This window comes from Streptomyces barringtoniae (assembly GCF_020819595.1).
GTDB classification, from domain to species: Bacteria; Actinomycetota; Actinomycetes; order Streptomycetales; family Streptomycetaceae; genus Streptomyces; species Streptomyces barringtoniae.
Genome location: NZ_JAJHNP010000013.1, coordinates 22,818 through 39,933, shown reverse-complemented (window position 1 = coordinate 39,933; position 17,116 = coordinate 22,818). Strand labels below are relative to the sequence as shown.

The 17,116-nt window shown below is 70.2% G+C and carries 16 protein-coding genes; 8 read left to right on the top strand and 8 right to left on the bottom strand.

Annotation, left to right across the window (positions count from 1 at the left end):
* Positions 1–41 precede the first annotated feature (41 nt).
* A complete protein-coding gene (locus tag LMU33_RS23585) occupies positions 42–473 on the top strand; it encodes a VOC family protein (RefSeq protein ID WP_228622532.1) in 432 nt (143 codons plus the stop codon).
* A gap of 83 nt (positions 474–556) precedes the next feature.
* On the opposite strand, the gene LMU33_RS23580 is transcribed toward LMU33_RS23585, so the two are convergent.
* Positions 557–1,111 carry a methylated-DNA--[protein]-cysteine S-methyltransferase gene (locus tag LMU33_RS23580; protein ID WP_228622531.1) on the bottom strand — a complete coding sequence of 185 codons (555 nt, stop codon included), beginning with the start codon at positions 1,109–1,111 and terminating at the stop codon, positions 557–559.
* A gap of 41 nt (positions 1,112–1,152) precedes the next feature.
* On the bottom strand, positions 1,153–2,022 hold the full coding sequence (locus LMU33_RS23575) for a glycerophosphodiester phosphodiesterase (protein ID WP_228622530.1): 870 nt from the start codon (positions 2,020–2,022) through the stop codon (positions 1,153–1,155).
* Between the two features lie 281 nt (positions 2,023–2,303).
* Here LMU33_RS23575 and LMU33_RS23570 point away from each other — a divergent pair, with 281 nt between their 5' ends.
* The 6 genes from LMU33_RS23570 to LMU33_RS23545 all read left to right on the top strand — a co-directional run bounded on the left by LMU33_RS23570 (position 2,304) and on the right by LMU33_RS23545 (position 10,725).
* On the top strand, positions 2,304–3,170 hold the full coding sequence (locus LMU33_RS23570) for an MHYT domain-containing protein (RefSeq protein WP_228622529.1): 867 nt from the start codon (positions 2,304–2,306) through the stop codon (positions 3,168–3,170).
* Positions 3,171–3,210: 40 nt separating this feature from the next.
* Positions 3,211–5,358: an excinuclease ABC subunit UvrB gene (gene uvrB / locus LMU33_RS23565; protein WP_228622528.1), complete on the top strand. Its 2,148-nt coding sequence runs from the start codon at positions 3,211–3,213 to the stop codon at positions 5,356–5,358.
* 156 nt (positions 5,359–5,514) lie between these two features.
* On the top strand, positions 5,515–6,093 hold the full coding sequence (locus LMU33_RS23560; protein ID WP_228622527.1) for a TerD family protein: 579 nt from the start codon (positions 5,515–5,517) through the stop codon (positions 6,091–6,093).
* A gap of 63 nt (positions 6,094–6,156) precedes the next feature.
* Complete coding sequence (locus tag LMU33_RS23555) at positions 6,157–8,247, top strand: TerD family protein (RefSeq protein WP_228622526.1); 2,091 nt, start codon at positions 6,157–6,159, stop codon at positions 8,245–8,247.
* Positions 8,248–8,481: 234 nt separating this feature from the next.
* Positions 8,482–9,471 (top strand): TerC family protein, encoded by a 990-nt coding sequence (locus LMU33_RS23550; protein WP_228622525.1) that lies wholly within the window; start codon positions 8,482–8,484, stop codon positions 9,469–9,471.
* 153 nt (positions 9,472–9,624) lie between these two features.
* On the top strand, positions 9,625–10,725 hold the full coding sequence (locus LMU33_RS23545) for a calcium:cation antiporter (RefSeq protein ID WP_228622524.1): 1,101 nt from the start codon (positions 9,625–9,627) through the stop codon (positions 10,723–10,725).
* 70 nt (positions 10,726–10,795) lie between these two features.
* Here the strand turns inward: LMU33_RS23545 and LMU33_RS23540 are convergent, their stop codons facing one another.
* Positions 10,796–12,067 carry an MFS transporter gene (locus LMU33_RS23540; protein ID WP_228622770.1) on the bottom strand — a complete coding sequence of 424 codons (1,272 nt, stop codon included), beginning with the start codon at positions 12,065–12,067 and terminating at the stop codon, positions 10,796–10,798.
* Between the two features lie 212 nt (positions 12,068–12,279).
* Here LMU33_RS23540 and aroQ point away from each other — a divergent pair, with 212 nt between their 5' ends.
* Positions 12,280–12,753, top strand: coding sequence for a type II 3-dehydroquinate dehydratase (gene aroQ, locus LMU33_RS23535; protein WP_228622523.1), 474 nt, complete (start codon positions 12,280–12,282; stop codon positions 12,751–12,753).
* 22 nt (positions 12,754–12,775) lie between these two features.
* On the opposite strand, the gene LMU33_RS23530 is transcribed toward aroQ, so the two are convergent.
* From LMU33_RS23530 to LMU33_RS23510, 5 genes are all read right to left on the bottom strand, one after another.
* A complete protein-coding gene (locus LMU33_RS23530) occupies positions 12,776–13,534 on the bottom strand; it encodes an amino acid ABC transporter ATP-binding protein (RefSeq protein WP_228622522.1) in 759 nt (252 codons plus the stop codon).
* On the bottom strand, positions 13,531–14,424 hold the full coding sequence (locus LMU33_RS23525; RefSeq protein WP_249814160.1) for an amino acid ABC transporter permease: 894 nt from the start codon (positions 14,422–14,424) through the stop codon (positions 13,531–13,533). Before LMU33_RS23525 ends, LMU33_RS23530 begins: the two co-directional genes overlap by 4 nt.
* 5 nt (positions 14,425–14,429) lie before the next feature.
* The gene (locus LMU33_RS23520) at positions 14,430–15,314 is read right to left on the bottom strand and encodes an ABC transporter substrate-binding protein (RefSeq protein ID WP_228622520.1); all 885 of its coding nucleotides are present in this window, start codon (positions 15,312–15,314) and stop codon (positions 14,430–14,432) included.
* Between the two features lie 314 nt (positions 15,315–15,628).
* Positions 15,629–16,285: an MBL fold metallo-hydrolase gene (locus tag LMU33_RS23515; protein WP_228622519.1), complete on the bottom strand. Its 657-nt coding sequence runs from the start codon at positions 16,283–16,285 to the stop codon at positions 15,629–15,631.
* 45 nt (positions 16,286–16,330) lie between these two features.
* Positions 16,331–17,020 carry a maleylpyruvate isomerase family mycothiol-dependent enzyme gene (locus LMU33_RS23510; RefSeq protein WP_228622518.1) on the bottom strand — a complete coding sequence of 230 codons (690 nt, stop codon included), beginning with the start codon at positions 17,018–17,020 and terminating at the stop codon, positions 16,331–16,333.
* Positions 17,021–17,116: the final 96 nt, after the last annotated feature.

Sequence of the window (17,116 nt, the reverse complement as noted above, 5' to 3'; positions counted from 1 at the left end):
CGCGCTTGCGGACTGTGGGGGACACCACCAGCCTGGGGCGCATGACCAGGAACAGCATGCGTCTCGACCACGTCGTCCTTTGGGTTGCCGATCCGGTGGCCGCAGCCGGCTTCTACGAGAAGGCCGTCGGTCTGGAGCCGATCAGGGTCACCGAGTTCGCCGAGGGAAAGGTGGCCTTCCCCTCCGTGCGCGTCAACGAGGAGACCATCCTGGACCTCGCCCCGCTCGCCATGGCCGCAGACATGAAGATGCTGCCCGGTGCGCCCGAGAGCGCGGGCCACCCCGTCAACCACATCTGCCTCTCCTTGCCGGCCGACGCCTTCGACGCCCTGCGCGCCCGTCTGGAGGAACACGACGTCGCCATGTCGGGCATCGACCACGACCTCTCCGGCGCCCGCGGCAACGCCACGCGCAGCTTCTACTTCCGCGACCCCGACGGCAACGTCATCGAGGTCCGCCACTACGACGAGTAGCCAGGACCTGTCGGACACGAGCAGCCGAGGCCGGTGGGACCCCGAGTAGCCGCGCCCCTCAGCGACGGAAGAGCCGGGGCCGGTCAGAACAGCGGCTCGGGCAGCACACCCTCCAGGGCGAGCAGCTTCCGCTTGGTCTCCAGCCCGCCCCCGAAGCCGCCGATCCCGCCGTCACTCTCCACCACGCGGTGACACGGAACGACCACCGGCAGCGGATTGGCACCCATGGCCGCGCCGACCGCCTGCGCCCCGCCGGGCTGCCCGACCCGCCCGGCGAGATCGCCGTACCCCACCACCGTGCCGTACGGCACACCGGTCGCCAGCTCGCGCAGCACCTGCCGGTTGAAGCCCGAGATCAGCGACCAGTCCAGCGGCAGGTCGAAGTCGTGCCGCTCGCCCGCGAAGTAGTCCCGCAGCTGGCGTATCGCCTCCGCCAGCAGCGGCGAGTCGGGATCCTCCACGGCAGCCGCGCCCAGCCGGGCCACCAGCCGCTCCAGGGCGCGGTCGCGCACCGCGTCCGTGGCGTGGAAGACGACGTTGACCAGGCCGTCACGGGTCGCCGCCAGCATCAGCGGCCCGATGTCCGTGCCGACCAAGGCCCACACGACCCGCTGCTCATCCTGCCCATGGCTGTCCATGCGCCCACGGTACGGCCCGCCACTGACAATGCCCCCCGCGCTCAGTCCGAGCCGAGCGCCGTCCGCACGACGTCGGGTTTGTTGGTGATGATCCCGTCCACGTCGTAGCCCGCGACCTTGCATGCGGTGGCCGCGTCGTTCACCGTCCAGGCGAACACCCGGAGCGGCTTGCCGTGCGGTCCGTCGAAGGTGTGCACGGCTGCGACGTACGCCTTGGAGAGCGAGCCGTACGAGGGGTTGACGAGATCGGTGAAGCGCGCGTATTGGTGCAGCTGCGCCGCGGTGGGTGACCCGAGGTAGGCGGTGGTGATCGCGGGCTTCATCTTGTGCACGGTCCGGATGCTGTCGGCGCTGAAGCTCTGCACGATCAGCCGGCCCAGGTGCTTGTGGTCCAGCCAGCCCTCGTTCCCGAGGAGCTTCAGGGTCTGCTGCTCGATGCCCGGATACAGCTCGGGGTTCTTGATCTCCAGGAGCAGCTTCTCGTGGTTGTGCTCGACCCGGCGCATGTACTGCTGCAGCGTCGGCACGCGCGTGCCCGCGTAGGCGGGGGAGTACCAGCTGCCCGCGTCCAGCCGGGCGATCTCGGCCGCGGTGAAGTCCTTCACCTTCCACGGCGCCCGGCCGGGGAAGACCTGTTCGACGTTCGTGGTGCGCTGCAGGCTGTCGTCGTGGATGACGACCAGCTTGCCGTCCTTGGTGCGCTGGACGTCGTTCTCGACCCAGGAGAAGCCCAGTTTCGCGGCCTTGTCGATCGAGGCCAGCGTGTTCTCGGGAGCGTAGGCGGAGGCGCCCCGGTGAGCGATCACCGTGGGCTCGCCGGCATCGCCGGCCCGGGCGTCGGAGCCGGGGCTCAGCAGGACCGCCGTCCCCAGGATCGCGACGACCGTGGCGGCCACTACGCGCGCGTGCATGCAGACTCCTTGCGTCGAGCGAACACAGACAGCAACCACAGTGACAGCAGACGGTCAGCGGCACTCGGGCGCACAACACCCACAAACCAAGTGGATGTGTCCCAAGTCCCGTCACCGGTGCCGCACAACTGCGGCAAGGCCGTGTTTCTTTGCCGGAAAATCGTTCGACCATTCTGGTGGGGGTCATACTCTCTGCGACAAGCCTGACCGCCCCGGCGGTCCTGGGCCGGGGGGACATTTCAAGGATTCCGGGACGCAAGTGGGCGGAAGGGCAGCCGCGGATGCAAGGCACGGTCGACGGATTCAGCTACGGGGCCGTCACCCCGTTGGTGGCCTATCTGATGGCCTGCCTCGGCGGCGCCCTCGGCCTGCGCTGCACCACCCGGTCCCTGCTGGTCACGCACTCCCGGCGGCCAGCCTGGCTGGCCCTCGGGGCGGCCGCGATCGGCTCCGGCATCTGGACCATGCACTTCGTCGCCATGATGGGCTTCGCCATCAAGGAGACGCCGATCCACTACGACAAGCCGATCACCTACGCAAGCCTCGGACTCGCCATCGTCATGGTCGGCGTCGGGATCTTCATCGTCGGATACCGGGGCGCCACCGGCACCGCGCTGTTCACCGGCGGCACGATCACTGGTCTGGGCGTCGCGTCGATGCACTACCTCGGCATGGCCGGCGTGCACTTCCACGGGCGGTTCACCTACAACACCTACACAGTCGCCGCCTCCGTCGTCATAGCGGTCGTGGCCGCCACCGCCGCACTGTGGGCCGCCGGACGCGTCCGGGGCTTCATGTGGAGCGTGGGGGCGAGCCTCGTCATGGGGCTCGCGGTCAGCGGCATGCACTACACGGGCATGGCCGCCCTCGGCGTCCACCTCGACGGCACCTCTCACACCGCCGGAGGAGCGTCGGAGCCGTCCGTGCTCGCACCCATGCTGATCGGTCCGCTCGCCTTCCTGCTCCTCGCGGGCGTCGTGGTGGTCTTCGACCCACTGATGATCATGGGCCGGCCGGTCCCCGGGCCCGTCGAGCACAAACCGGGTGTCCCGGCCTCCGCCGTCGCCTCCCAACCGAACCGGCGTCCTGCCGTCCACCAGGGGCACCGGCCCGAGCACCCAGTCTCCCGGACCCCGCAGAACCGCTGATCCGACCCCGTTGTCAGTGCGGGGTCGTACGGTGGATGACATGCGGCCCGTTTCCCACATCGAACGCACGGTGGCGCCCTTCGAGGTCGTCAGCCCCTACCAGCCCAGCGGCGACCAGCCGACGGCCATCACCGACCTCGCCAAGCGCATCGAGGCCGGTGAGAAGGACGTCGTCCTGCTGGGCGCGACCGGCACCGGCAAGTCCGCCACCACGGCGTGGATGATCGAGAAGCTCCAGCGCCCCACGCTCGTGATGGCGCCGAACAAGACGCTGGCCGCCCAGCTGGCCAACGAGTTCCGCGAGCTCCTGCCGAACAACGCGGTCGAATACTTCGTCTCGTACTACGACTACTACCAGCCCGAGGCCTACGTCCCGCAGTCCGATACCTACATCGAGAAGGACTCCTCGATCAACGAGGAGGTGGAGCGGCTGCGGCATTCGGCGACGAACTCGCTGCTCACCCGCCGCGACGTCATCGTGGTCGCCTCGGTGTCCTGCATCTACGGCCTCGGTACTCCGCAGGAGTACGTGGACCGGATGGTCCCCCTCAGGGTCGGCGACGAGATCGACCGGGACGAGCTGCTGCGTCGCTTCGTCGACATCCAGTACACGCGCAACGACGTGGCCTTCAGCCGCGGCACCTTCCGGGTCCGCGGCGACACCATCGAGATCTTCCCGGTCTACGAGGAGCTGGCCGTCCGCATCGAGATGTTCGGCGACGAGATCGAGGCACTGTCCACGCTCCACCCGCTCACCGGCGAGATCATCAGCGACGACCAGCAGCTGTACGTCTTCCCCGCCTCCCACTACGTCGCCGGCCCCGAGCGCATGGAGCGGGCCGTCAACGACATCGAGAAGGAGCTGGGGGAGCGCCTGGCCGAGCTGGAGAAGCAGGGCAAGCTCCTGGAGGCCCAGCGTCTGCGGATGCGCACCACGTACGACATCGAGATGCTCCGCCAGATCGGCACCTGCTCCGGCGTCGAGAACTACTCGATGCACTTCGACGGCCGCTCGCCCGGCTCCCCGCCCAACACCCTGCTGGACTACTTCCCGGACGACTTCCTGCTCGTCATCGACGAGTCGCACGTCACCGTCCCGCAGATCGGCGCCATGTACGAGGGCGACGCCTCCCGCAAGCGCACCCTCGTGGACCACGGCTTCCGCCTGCCTTCCGCGCTGGACAACCGCCCGCTGAAGTGGGAGGAGTTCCAGGAGCGAATCGGCCAGACCGTGTACCTGTCGGCGACTCCCGGCCAGTACGAGCTCTCCCGCGGGGACGGCGTCGTCGAGCAGATCATCCGCCCCACCGGCCTCGTCGACCCCGAGGTCGTCGTCAAGCCCACCGAGGGCCAGATCGACGACCTGGTGCACGAGATCCGCAAGCGCACCGAGAAGGACGAGCGCGTCCTCGTCACCACGCTCACCAAGAAGATGGCCGAGGACCTCACCGACTACTTCCTGGAACTCGGCATCCAGGTGCGCTATCTGCACAGCGACGTCGACACCCTGCGCCGCGTCGAGCTGCTGCGCGAGCTTCGCTCCGGTGAGTACGACGTCCTGGTCGGCATCAACCTCCTGCGGGAGGGCCTCGACCTGCCCGAGGTGTCCCTGGTGGCGATCCTGGACGCCGACAAGGAGGGCTTCCTGCGCTCGGGCACCTCGCTGATCCAGACCATCGGCCGCGCGGCCCGTAACGTCTCCGGCCAGGTCCACATGTACGCCGACAAGATCACCCCGGCGATGGAGAAGGCCATCGAGGAGACCAACCGCCGCCGGGAGAAGCAGGTCGCGTACAACAAGGCGAACGGCATCGACCCCCAGCCGCTGCGCAAGAAGATCAACGACATCGTCGCGCAGATCGCCCGCGAGGAGGTCGACACCGAGCAGCTCCTCGGCAGCGGCTACCGCAAGTCGAAGGACGGCAAGGGTGCCAAGGCACCCGTACCGTCGCTGGGCGACAAGACGGCCAAGGGCGCGAAGGCCGGCAAGTCCGCCAAGGGCAAAGCGGCGGCCATGGTGCCCACGGACCGTCCGGCGGCCGAACTCGCCGAGCAGATCGAGGAGATGACCGAGCGCATGCGCGCCGCCGCCGCGGAGCTGCAGTTCGAGATCGCGGCCCGGCTGCGCGACGAGGTCTCGGAGATGAAGAAGGAGCTGCGCCAGATGCGGGAAGCCGGTCTCGCCTGAGCCCCGCCACCCTGCCGGACCTCGGTATATGCGCCAAGTGTTGCAACACCGACACAAAGCGCGGGCCGGGGTTCGGCACTGTCGGTGCCTCTGCGTAGGGTTCTGGACAACCGCGCACTGCGCGGCAACAGGGGACCTTCGAGAGGGGATTCAGCGGTGTCCGTCAACTTGAGCAAGGGTCAGGCCATCAGCCTGGAGAAGAAGGACGGGGCCACCCTGACCGCGGTCCGCATGGGGCTCGGCTGGCAGGCGGCGAAGCGGCGCGGTCTGTTCGGCTCCCGCACGCGCGAGATCGACCTGGACGCGTCGGCCGTCCTCTTCGCCGAGAACCAGCCGGTCGATGTCGTCTTCTTCCGCCACCTGGTGAGCGACGACGGTTCCGTCCGCCACACCGGCGACAACCTCGTCGGCGGCGTCGGGCAGGGCGGTGACGACGAGGCGATCCTCGTGGACCTGCAGCGCGTTCCGGTCCACATCGACCAGATCATCTTCACCGTGAACTCCTTCACGGGACAGACCTTCCAGGAGGTGCAGAACGCGTTCTGCCGTCTCGTGGACGAGACCAACGGCCAGGAGCTGGCCCGCTACACGCTGGACGGCGGCGGCGACTACACCGCGCAGATCATGGCGAAGGTGCACCGCGCGGGTTCGGGCTGGACGATGACCGCGCTGGGCGCCCCGGCCTACGGCCGTACGTTCCAGGACCTGATGCCGACGATCCAGCAGCACCTGTAGGGCCGCCTGCTCGACCGGCGGGGCGCACGACAGAACGACAACGACACACGGGGGGCGACGGCGATGACGGCCGAGCTTGTGCGGGGGCAGAACCACCCGCTGCCCGAGGTCCGGCTGGCGATCCGGATCTCGGCCGGGGCGCCGGTCCTGGCCGGAGCCACGCTCGGCGACGAGAACGGCACGGTGCCCGGTCCGCAGTGGGTGGCCCACCCCGGCGCGCCCGCCCTGCCCGGAGTCGAGGTGCCCCGGCGGGCCGCCACCGGACACCGGCTCGCCGTCGACCTGGGCGCCCTGCCCGAGGCCGTCCACCGCGTCGCCGTCTTCCTCGCCCTGCCCACCGGGGCGGGGACACCGCCCCGGTTCGGTGCCGTCGCCGCCCCGCACACGACGGTCGAGAGCCTCGACGGCACCGAACTCGCCTGCTACACCATCACCGGCCTGGACAGCGAGACTGCCGTGCTCGCCCTGGAGTTGTACCGTCGACAGGGCGCCTGGAAGGTGCGTGCGGTGGGCCAGGGATACGCGGCCGGGCTCACCGCACTGTTCGCCGACCAGGGCCTGCGCGAGGCCGCCGACGTCGCGGCCGCCGCCCATGCGGCGGCGGCCTCCGGCGAGGCGGCCCACGGCCTGTCCCGCATGCTGCCGGCGCCGACCTCCGCACCGTCAGCGCCCGAGGCTTCGGCTCGCCCGCCGCAGGACGCCTCTACGGCCCCATCGCAGGCCACCTCTCCGGCCCCACCGCACGACGCGTCCGCCTCCGCCGCGCGCGTCACCCCGGCTCCAGGGCCGTACGACGCCGCCGCGCCCGAGTCCCGGGGCACCACCGCCTCCGGGACGCCCGGGCCGACGCCCTCCTTCGCCCAGCAGCCGGAGCCGGCACCGTCGTACGACGCGCGGAACCCGTACGACACCCAGGCGCCCGGCGCAGCTCCGCGAGACTCCGGCACCCGGGTCGACTACACGCACCCCGGCCGTCGCGCGCACGGCACACCGCCCCCGGCGGCTCCGGCCGCCGACGACGGCCGGCCCGCGCCGCCCGTCGCGGGCGACGCCGTGGGCTGGTCGATGGAGGAGCGGCTGTACAACCAGGTCTGGGGCATGTTCGAGGACCTGGCCCGCACCACCGCCGCGTTCCGCAGCGCCGTCGACTTCGCCGACTCCCGCCTGGAGAAGGAGCTCGACCAGGCCCTCACCGACCCCCGCGGTCGGCTCGGCGCCGCAGGCGACGCCGCGCGCGAGGCGGCACATGTCCGCCGGACGCAGCTGGTGGACCAGGCGCGTGTGGCCCTCGACCGTGACCTCGCCCAGCTCACCGCCGAGTCCGAGGTGGTCGAGCCCGCGCTTCCGCCGGCCTATGCTCGCTGGGACAACCCCGTCTGGCACGGCTACCGAGTGCCCGTCGAGCCGCCGATGGCCCTGCGTCTCGGCGACCTCCATCTGCCCGAGAGCGCGTCGCTGCGTATCCCCCTGCTGGTCAGACTGCCGCTGGAACGCGGCCTGTGGTTCGACAGCGGCCCGGCGGCGTTCGGCGGCGCACCCGACTCCGCCGAACTTCGGCACCTGGCCATGGAGGCGGCGGTGGCGCTCGCGGCGCGGCTGCTCGCCGTGCATCCGGCCGGCGACTTCGCCGTGCAGATCATCGACCCGGCCGGCACCGGGGCCGCGGCGTTCGCCCCGCTCACGCGGGCCGGGGTGCTCGCCGCGCCACCCGCGACCGGCGCGGCCGGGGTGACGGAGATGCTGGAGCGGCTCACCCGGCGGGTCGACCTGGTGCAGATGGCGGTGCGCGGCGGCGCGCCCGAATCGCTGCCGGCCGATGTCGACACCGCGCGCCGGCTGCTGATCGTCAACGACTTCCCGCACGGTTTCGACGACCGGGCGGTCACCCGGCTGCGCTATCTCGCCGACGAGGGGCCCGACGTCGGTGTCCACCTCCTTCTCGTGGCGGACCGCGAGGACGCCGCCGCCTACGGCCCCCTGCTCGATCCGCTGTGGCGTTCGCTGATGCGACTCACCCCGGTGCCCGACGACCACTTCGCCGACCCCTGGGTGGGGCACGCCTGGACCTACGAGCCGTCGCTGGTGCCGGCCGGGAGCCAGGTCGTGCATCAGGTGCTCACCGAGGTGGCGAGAGCCCGGACCAAGCGCAGTTAAAGTGTCCTGACCAGGTATCTTGGTCTTTATTTTACCTTTCTCTTTACCTTTCCTTGGTGATTGGGTACTGTTTTCCGTACGGAGGGGAGTACTCCCTGACTGCGGCGCACCCGTCAGTACGGACCGGTTTCCGGTCCCGGGGCGTCGGCCCGACGCGGGTGGAAGAGACCTCCGGCAGCGACGACGCTGACGTGTTTGCCGTTACGTAACGCCGGAGGTGCAGTGGAAGTCTCCATGACCCTGTGGGTCTTGACCATCGTGGGCCTCGCCGCCCTGATCGCGGTCGATTTCTTCATCGGGCGCAAGCCCCATGAGGTGTCGGTCAAGGAAGCCGGTATCTGGACCGTCGTCTGGATCGCCCTGGCCGGGCTGTTCGGCCTCGGTCTCCTCGTCTTCGGCGGCGGACGGCCGGCCGGCGAGTTCTTCGCGGGATTCATCACCGAGAAGTCGCTGAGCGTCGACAACCTCTTCGTCTTCGTCCTGATCATGGCGAAGTTCGCGGTGCCGGCCCGGTACCAGCAGCGCGTCCTGCTCGTCGGCGTGCTCATAGCCCTGCTCCTGCGGGCCGTCTTCATCGCCGCGGGAGCCGCGATCATCGCCAGCTTCTCCTGGGTCTTCTACCTTTTCGGCGCCTTCCTGATCTGGACCGCCTGGAAGCTCATCCAGGAGGCGCGCACGGACGAGGAGGACGAGGAGTACGAGGAGAACAAGCTGCTGAAGGCCGCTGAGCGCAGGTTCGGTGTGGCCGACCGGTACCACGGCACCAAGCTGTGGATCAGGCAGAACGGCAAGCGGGCCATGACTCCGATGCTGGTCGTGATGCTCGCCATCGGCACCACGGACGTCCTGTTCGCCCTGGACTCCATCCCCGCGATCTTCGGTCTGACCCAGGACCCGTACATCGTCTTCACCGCCAACGCCTTCGCCCTCATGGGTCTGCGACAGCTGTACTTCCTCATCGGCGGCCTGCTGAAGAAGCTGGTCCACCTCTCGTACGGCCTGTCGGTCATCCTCGGCTTCATCGGCGTCAAGCTGGTGCTGCACGCCCTGCACGAGTCCGGCGTCCACGTCCCCGAGATCAGCATCCCGGTCTCGCTCGGTGTGATCTGTGCGGTCCTGGTCGTCACGACCGTCACCAGCCTGATGGCCACCAGGAAACAGGCCGCCGTCGAGGCGGCGCACACGGACGGTCAAGCCGCTCCGAAGGACAGTGTCGACGCCTGACCGAGCCTGCGGCAGCAATGGCCGGGGCGGCGGCGGGACTGCGTGGCACAGGCACCGCTCCCGCCGCCGGGCCCCATGACGGAAAGGGAAAGGAGGAGAAGTATCGGAAAAGAACGGAATGCGAATCCTGTACGCCTCTGCGACCATCGCCGCATGATCACTCGGCTCCGGGCGCTCAGCCGGCACTGGACGATGCTCGTCCCCGTTCTCGCGGTCGTCCTCCTGGTCTTGACCTGGGGCCGCAACCTGCCAGCCGTGGTCGTCGCGGTGGTGACCCTCGTGCTCGCCGGCTCCGTCCTGGCGGCCGTCCACCACGCCGAGGTCATTGCCCACCGCGTCGGCGAGCCCTTCGGCTCGCTGGTGCTCGCGATCGCCGTGACGATCATCGAGGTGGCCCTGATCGTCACCCTCATGGCGGACGGCGGTGCCAAGAGTTCCACCCTGGCCAGGGACACCGTCTTCGCCGCGGTGATGATCACCTGCAACGGCATCGTCGGACTCTGTCTGCTCGTCGCCTCCCTGCGGCACGGCACCGCCGTCTTCAACCCCGAGGGCACCGGCGCCGCCCTGGCGACCGTGGCGACGCTCGCCACCCTCAGCCTGGTGCTGCCGACCTTCACCACCAGCAAGCCCGGACCCGAGTTCTCCTCGGTGCAGCTGACCTTCGCCGCGCTGTCCTCACTCATCCTGTACGGCCTGTTCGTGACCACCCAGACCGTGCGCCACCGCGACTACTTCCTGCCGATCACCCGGCAAGGCGAGGTCATCACCGCCGCCGACCACGCCCGGCCGCCGTCCACGCGCACCGCCTGGCTCAGCCTCGGTCTGCTCGGGCTGGCCCTGATCGGCGTGGTCGGCCTGGCCAAGGGAGTGTCGCCCACCATCGAGTCGGGTGTGGCGGCGGCCGGACTTCATCAGGCCGTCGTGGGTGTGATCATCGCTCTGCTCGTCCTGTTGCCGGAGACCATCGCCGCGCTGCGCGCCGCACGCCGCGACCGGGTGCAGACCAGCCTCAACCTCGCACTCGGCTCGGCCATTGCCAGCATCGGCCTGACCATTCCGGCCGTCGCCCTCGCCTCCGTCTGGCTGCCCGGACCCCTCGTCCTCGGCCTCGGCCCCACGCACATGCTGCTGCTCGCGCTGACCATCGTGGTCAGCTCCCTGACAGTGGTGCCGGGACGGGCCACGCCCCTGCAGGGCGGTGTCCACCTGGTGCTCTTCGCGGCCTACCTGGAGTTGGCCGTCAATCCGTAACGGACCCACCCGTCCGGTCCCTCGGCGGGATGCCCGTAGCCCTTTGCCGTCGTCCCGGTTCCCGCCCGGATCAGCTCGTCGCCGGCTCCACCAACGGTACGGGCACCGGTCGCGTCTCCGGAAGCAGCGCGAAGCACACCAGGCTGATCAGCCCGATGCCCGTCAGATACACGCCCACGGCCCAGGGCACACGCCCGCCCTGCGCCGCGAGCGCCGTGGCCACGACCGGGGTGAGTGCACCGCCGACGACCCCGCCGAGGTTGTAGCCCACTGCGGCGCCCGTGCAGCGGACCCGCGCCTCGTACAGTTCCGGCAGATAGGCGGAGATGACCGCGAACATGGTGACGAACGCGAGCAACGCGCCCAGGATGCCGAGGAACATCAGCAGCGGCCGGCCGGTGGCCAGCAGTACCACCATCGGGAGCATCCACAGCACGCAGGCCGCGCACCCCGTCAGACACATCGGCCGCCGCCCATAGCGGTCGCCCAGCAGCGCCACCAAGGGAGTGAGAGCCCCCTTCACGGCCACCGCGGCCATGACACAGCCCAGCATCACCGTCCGGCTCACCCCGAGCCGTTCCGTCGCATACGCCAGCGACCAGGTCGTCACCGCGTAGAACACCGCGTACCCGATGGCCAGCGCCCCGGCCGTCAGCAGCACCAGCCGCCCGTGATGCCGTACGACCTCGACGAACGGCACGCGCGCGTGGTCGTCGATTTCCAGGAACCGGGGGCTCTCGGCGAGAGAGGAGCGCAGCCACAGCCCGGCGAGCGCCGGCGCACCGGCGACCCAGAACGGCACGCGCCAGCCCCACCGCGCGAACTCGGCGTCGGACAGCACCGCCGACAGTGCGAGCATCACCCCGTTGGCGAGCACGAAGCCCACCGCGGGCCCCACTTGGGGAAAGCTCGACCACAGAGCGCGCCGCGCGGCCGGCGCGTGCTCGGCGGTCAGCAGCACCGCCCCGCCCCATTCCCCGCCGAGCCCGAGACCCTGCAGGAAGCGCAGCACGAGCAGCAGCAGGGGCGCGGCGACGCCGATCGTCCCGTACGACGGCACACAGCCCACCGCAACGGTCGAGGCGCCCGTGAGCAGCAGTGAGACGACGAGCACGGGCCGCCGTCCGCGCCGGTCGCCGAGATGTCCGAACATCACCGCGCCCAGCGGCCGGGCCACGAACCCCACCCCGAACGTCCCGAACGCCGCCAGCGTCCCCGAGACCGGTGAGAACGTCGGAAAGAACAGCGGCCCCAGGACCAGGGCCGCCGCGGTCCCGTAGACGAAGAAGTCGTAGAACTCGATCGCGGTCCCCGCCAGGGACGCCGCGGCGAGTCTCGGCATCGAAGGGGCGTTCACGGCGCGTACGGGCTGCATGCCGCGTCAACCACCCGACGTGATCAACGGTTACGGGGCGCGCGGAGGCGATCGGGCGACCGTGGCGTGCGCCGCCGAGGCCGTCGGTGCACGCGGCCCGCCCTGTGCTCCGGGCGCCGTGATAGACCGGGTGCGAGCGGCGGTCGTCGTCGTACCGCCCCGAACGGACCGGAGGAAAAGTGCCCCGCACCCTGGCCAACGCCCCGATCATGATCCTCAACGGGCCCAACCTGAACCTGCTCGGCCAGCGCCAGCCCGAGATCTACGGCAGGGACACCCTGGCCGACGTCGAGGCGATGTGCGCCAAGGCCGCGGCCGCGCACGGCGGCACCGTGGACTTCCGGCAGTCGAACCACGAGGGTCAGTTGGTCGACTGGATCCACGAGGCGCGCCTGAACCACTGCGGGATCGTCATCAACCCCGGCGCCTACTCCCACACGTCGGTCGCGATTCTGGACGCACTCAACACCTGCGACGGCATGCCCGTGCTGGAGGTGCACGTCTCCAACATCCACCAGCGTGAATCCTTCCGGCACCACTCCTACGTCTCCCTGCGCGCCGACGGGGTGATCGCCGGATGCGGAGTGCAGGGCTATGCGTTCGGTGTGGAGCGGGTCGCCGCGCTGGTGGGCGCGGCCCAGGCGGAGGCCTAGGTCGTGGCGTAGTCCGGGGCCGTCACAGCCGGCCCGCCTCCACGATCCGCCGCAGGAAGCGCCGCGTGCGCTCCTGCTGCGGGTCGCCGAAAACCTGCTCGGCGGTGCCGCGCTCCAGCACGACGCCACCGTCCAGAAAACAAACCTGGTCGGCGACGTCCCGCGCGAACCCCATCTCGTGCGTCGCCAGCACCATGGTCATGCCGTCGTCCTTCAGGTCCCGGACCACCTCCAGCACCTCGCCCACGAGTTCGGGGTCGAGTGCCGCCGTGATCTCGTCCAGCAGCAACAGCCGGGGCCGCACGGCGAGCGCCCGTACGATCGCCACACGCTGCTGCTGGCCGCCGCTGAGCCGGTCCGGATAGGCATCCGCCTTGCCGCCCAGTCCGAGGCGCTCCAGCAGCTCCCTGGCCCGTTCCCCGGCCTCCGCGCGGGGGACGCCGTGCACTCGGCGGGGCGCCAGCGTGATGTTGTCCAGCACGGTCATGTGCGGGAAGAGGTTGTACGCCTGGAAGACAACGCCGATCCGGCGCCGGACCGCGTCCTGGTCGGCGCGGGGGTCGGTGATCTCCTCGCCGTCCAGCCAGATCGCGCCGTCGTCGATCTCCTCCAGGAGGTTGGCGCAGCGCAGCAGCGTGGACTTGCCCGAGCCGGAGGCGCCGATCAGCGCGGTCACCGTGTGCGGGGCGACCTCCAGGCCGACGTCCCGCAGCACCACGGAGCCGCCGAAGGTCTTGCGGACGGACTCCATGCGCAGCACGGGCGCGACTGCGTCGCTCATAGCGATCCTCCCTGGGCCCGCTGCCGGTCCATCCGGGCCGTCACCCAGTCCGTGAAGCGGGTCATCGGGATGGTCAGCGCGACGAAGACCAGGCCCGCGACGATGTACGGCGTGTAGTTGAGGCTGCGCTGGGCGATGATGTCGGCCGCCCGTACGGCGTCGACCGCGCCGCCGATCGACACGAGCCCGGTGTCCTTCTGGAGCGACACGAGGTCGTTCAGCAGCGGCGGCACCTGACGGCGTACCGCCTGGGGGAGCACCACGTACCGCAGCGCCTGACGGTGGGTCAGCCCCAGCGAGCGGGCCGCGGCGCGCTGCGAGGGGTGCACGGACTCGATGCCGGCGCGGAACACCTCGGCGACGTAGGCGGAGTACGTCAGCGTCAGCGCCGCACCACCGAGCAGGACGGGATCGACGGTCACGCCCTGGAGGCGCAGTGCGGGTACCCCGAAGACCACGATCATCAGGTTGATGATCAGCGGCAGCCCGCGGAAGAAGTCCGTGTAGGCGGCGGCAAGTACCCGCAGGGGGAAGAACACGGGCCCGGGCAGGGTGCGCGCGATGGCGATCAGCATGCCCAGGACGAGCACCAGCACGCCGCAGACCAGCAGCAGCTGGACGTTGAGCCACAGCCCTTCGAGGACCTTGGGGAAGGCCTCGCGCGCGTACTGCCCGTCGAAGAAGGTCTCCTTGGTGCGTGGCCAGCCGGGCGCGTTGACGACGACCAGGTAGAGGACGACGCCGGTGACCAGGGTCGACAGGGCGGCGATGGCCGTCGCGCGGCGGGCACGCGCGCGCTTGTGGCGCTCGCGCTGCAGCCGCCGCTCGGACGGGACGTACCCGTCGCGCACATCGTCCTTGCCGGAGTCCTCCCCGGACTCCTCCTCCATGACCGTCACTTGAGGACCGGAGCGTCGACGGCGTCGGACAGCCACTGCTTCTCCAGCTTCGCCAGCGTGCCGTCCTTGCGCAGGGCGTCCACGGCCGACGTCACGCACGACGTGAGGCCGCTGCCTTTGTCGAGGACGAGCCCGAACTGCTCGGGCGTGCCGCCCTGGTTCTCGAACTGGCCGACGATCCTGGCGTTGGTCACCTGGGCCGAGGTGACGTAGAAGGCGGTCGGCAGATCGGTGACGATCGCGTCCACCTGGCCGTTCTTGAGCGCGGAGACGGCCTGGTCGTTCCTGGAGTACGCGGCCGCCTGCTGCGACGGCTTCACCAGGTCGCTGATGTAGTTGAGGCTCGTCGTGCCCACCTGGGCGCCCAGCTTGAGGTCCCTCAGGTCCGCGATGCTCGTCGCCTTGGCGGCCTTGCCGCCCTTCAGCGCGATGACGGCCTGGCGGACGTCGTAGTAGCCGGAGGAGAAGTCGACGGCCTTCTTGCGCTCGGCGCTGATCGACACCTGATTGATGTCGAAGTCGAAGCTCTTCACGCCGGGCGCGAACGCCTTGTTGAACGGCACGCTCTGCCATACGACCGCGCTCTTGCCATAGCCCAGTTGCCGGGCCACGGCGTAGGCGACGGCCGACTCGAAGCCCCTGCCGTTCGCGGGCTTGTCGTCGTTGAACCAGGGCTCGTACGCCGGTTCGTCCGTCGCGATCGTCAGCTTCCCGGACGCCTTGGTGGTCAACGTGCTCTTGGCGCAGCTCTTCGCGGCCGAGCCGGAGGGTGAGGCCGACGCCTTCTCCTCGGGCTGCGGGGCACAGCCGACGGCGGTGGCGAGCAGGGCTACGGTGGCGGCGGCTGCCGCACGGCGCAGGACGCGAAGCGCTGGGTACATGGCGGGAGATTGGCAGCGAATCCCGCGTCTGTCCAGGTCACGACCGCAACTGTTCGCATACTGGGAACGGGTGTTGCAGTCGTGTGAACACCGTCATGACGTGGGCCGTTGGCCTGGGCCGCCGGCCGAGGGCGGGGTTGGAGACCGGCGGCCCTGCCGTAGAGGAGCCGTCATCCTCTGCGGGGCTGTCATCAGTTGACCGCGTGATGCGGCGCGCGGGGAGCGCGTACGCGCCCCCGGCGCGTGCGAAACGTTCACACGGGGCGCGCGACGAGAAGCGTGCCGGGCGCTCGGGCGAGGAAAGCGCCCGGCGCTCACCACCCGCGCGCGTGCCACTCCGGCAGGTGCGGCCGCTCCGCGCCCAGGGTCGTGTCGTTGCCGTGTCCGGGATAGACCCAGGTCTCATCGGGCAGCACGTCGAAGATCTTCGTCTCCACGTCGTGGATCAGGCTGGCGAAGGCCTTCGGATCCTTGCGCGTGTTGCCGACGCCGCCCGGGAAGAGGCAGTCGCCGGTGAAGACGTGCGGATGGCCGTGCGGGTCGTCGTAGACCAGCGCGATCGAACCCGGGGTGTGCCCGACGAGGTGCCGCGCGGTGAGCTCCACCTGTCCCACCCTGATGACGTCGCCGTCGTCCACGAGGACATCGGTGGGCACGGGGATGCCGGGGGCGTCCTCGCGGCCGGCATACGTACGCGCGCCCGTGGCCGCGACGACCTCGGCGAGCGCCTGCCAGTGGTCGCCGTGCTGATGGGTGGTGACGACGGACGCGATGCCGTCGTCACCGATCATGCCGAGGAGCGTCTGCGCCGCGTTGGCGGCGTCGATCAGAAGCTGCTCGTCGGTGGCCCGGCAGCGCAGCAGGTAGGCGTTGTTGTCCATCGGGCCGACCGCGATCTTCGTGATCATCAGGTCTTTCAGCTCGTGCACATCCGCCGGTCCGCCGACCCTGACCTCTCCGGTGTACGTCATGGTCATCAGCCTATAGCGGGGGAGGGCCCGCGGACCGTAGCGGACCTACAACGGCGGCAGCTTCGGGAGCGAGCCGCCCTTCGCGGTCAGGCCGGAGCCGTCGCGCCGCCCGGCGAGCCAGCCCAGCAGGTCGGCGGCCGTACCCTCGACCGCGACGGGTTCCCCCTCCGCACCGCCGCCCGTGGTCCAGAACCGGCCGTCGCCGGCGGTCAGACCGGTCGAGGGCACCTCCTTGTGTCCGGCGAAGCGCTCCGCCAGGAAGTCGATCTCCCGGTCCGTGAACTCGGCCGGAAGATCCTCCAGCTCGTACCCGATGCCGAGGTCGACATGGTGCAGTGCGACCTCGCCCCACCGCCGGAACGGCACCCGGGACGCCGAGTCGGTGACCCCGTTGCGCAGCTCCACCGTGCGCGACCAGTCCGCCGGGGCGTCCCCCGCCGCCTGGAAGCGGGCCGCGCTCTCGCGCAGGTCCGCGAGCTGGGCCTCGAGGGGGCGCGGGGCATCGCGCTGGATCTCGGCGTCCCGCGCCTCTGCACTCGCGTACATGGGCCGGCCCTCGAGGACGTTCACGAGCGCGTCCGCGTTGCGGGCGAGGTGGGCGAGGACGTGCCCGCGGGTCCACCCCGGAAGCCGTGACGGCTCGGCGAGCGACGCGTTGTCCAGTTCGGCGACCGCGCTGAGGAGCCGTTCGGTCGCGTCACGTACACATGCCAGGTCATGAGCGTGATCAATCATGGGCCTGACATTAGCCCGGCCACACCTTTGGGTGAAGGTGGTGAACCCCGCCCGCAAATCGAAAGCACGTGCTATATCGTCGAAGGCGGCGTCGGG

Coding starts and splice junctions, on each gene's coding strand:
- LMU33_RS23515 (WP_228622519.1), bottom strand. CDS start 16,285: ATGACGTACACCGGAGAGGTCAGGGTCGGCGGACCGGCGGATGTGCAC.
- LMU33_RS23510 (WP_228622518.1), bottom strand. CDS start 17,020: ATGATTGATCACGCTCATGACCTGGCATGTGTACGTGACGCGACCGAA.
- LMU33_RS23545 (WP_228622524.1), top strand. CDS start 9,625: ATGATCACTCGGCTCCGGGCGCTCAGCCGGCACTGGACGATGCTCGTC.
- LMU33_RS23570 (WP_228622529.1), top strand. CDS start 2,304: ATGCAAGGCACGGTCGACGGATTCAGCTACGGGGCCGTCACCCCGTTG.
- LMU33_RS23550 (WP_228622525.1), top strand. CDS start 8,482: ATGACCCTGTGGGTCTTGACCATCGTGGGCCTCGCCGCCCTGATCGCG.
- LMU33_RS23585 (WP_228622532.1), top strand. CDS start 42: ATGACCAGGAACAGCATGCGTCTCGACCACGTCGTCCTTTGGGTTGCC.
- LMU33_RS23530 (WP_228622522.1), bottom strand. CDS start 13,534: ATGAGCGACGCAGTCGCGCCCGTGCTGCGCATGGAGTCCGTCCGCAAG.
- LMU33_RS23580 (WP_228622531.1), bottom strand. CDS start 1,111: ATGGACAGCCATGGGCAGGATGAGCAGCGGGTCGTGTGGGCCTTGGTC.
- LMU33_RS23575 (WP_228622530.1), bottom strand. CDS start 2,022: ATGCACGCGCGCGTAGTGGCCGCCACGGTCGTCGCGATCCTGGGGACG.
- LMU33_RS23540 (WP_228622770.1), bottom strand. CDS start 12,067: ATGCCGAGACTCGCCGCGGCGTCCCTGGCGGGGACCGCGATCGAGTTC.
- LMU33_RS23520 (WP_228622520.1), bottom strand. CDS start 15,314: ATGTACCCAGCGCTTCGCGTCCTGCGCCGTGCGGCAGCCGCCGCCACC.
- LMU33_RS23555 (WP_228622526.1), top strand. CDS start 6,157: ATGACGGCCGAGCTTGTGCGGGGGCAGAACCACCCGCTGCCCGAGGTC.
- LMU33_RS23525 (WP_249814160.1), bottom strand. CDS start 14,424: ATGGAGGAGGAGTCCGGGGAGGACTCCGGCAAGGACGATGTGCGCGAC.
- uvrB (WP_228622528.1), top strand. CDS start 3,211: ATGCGGCCCGTTTCCCACATCGAACGCACGGTGGCGCCCTTCGAGGTC.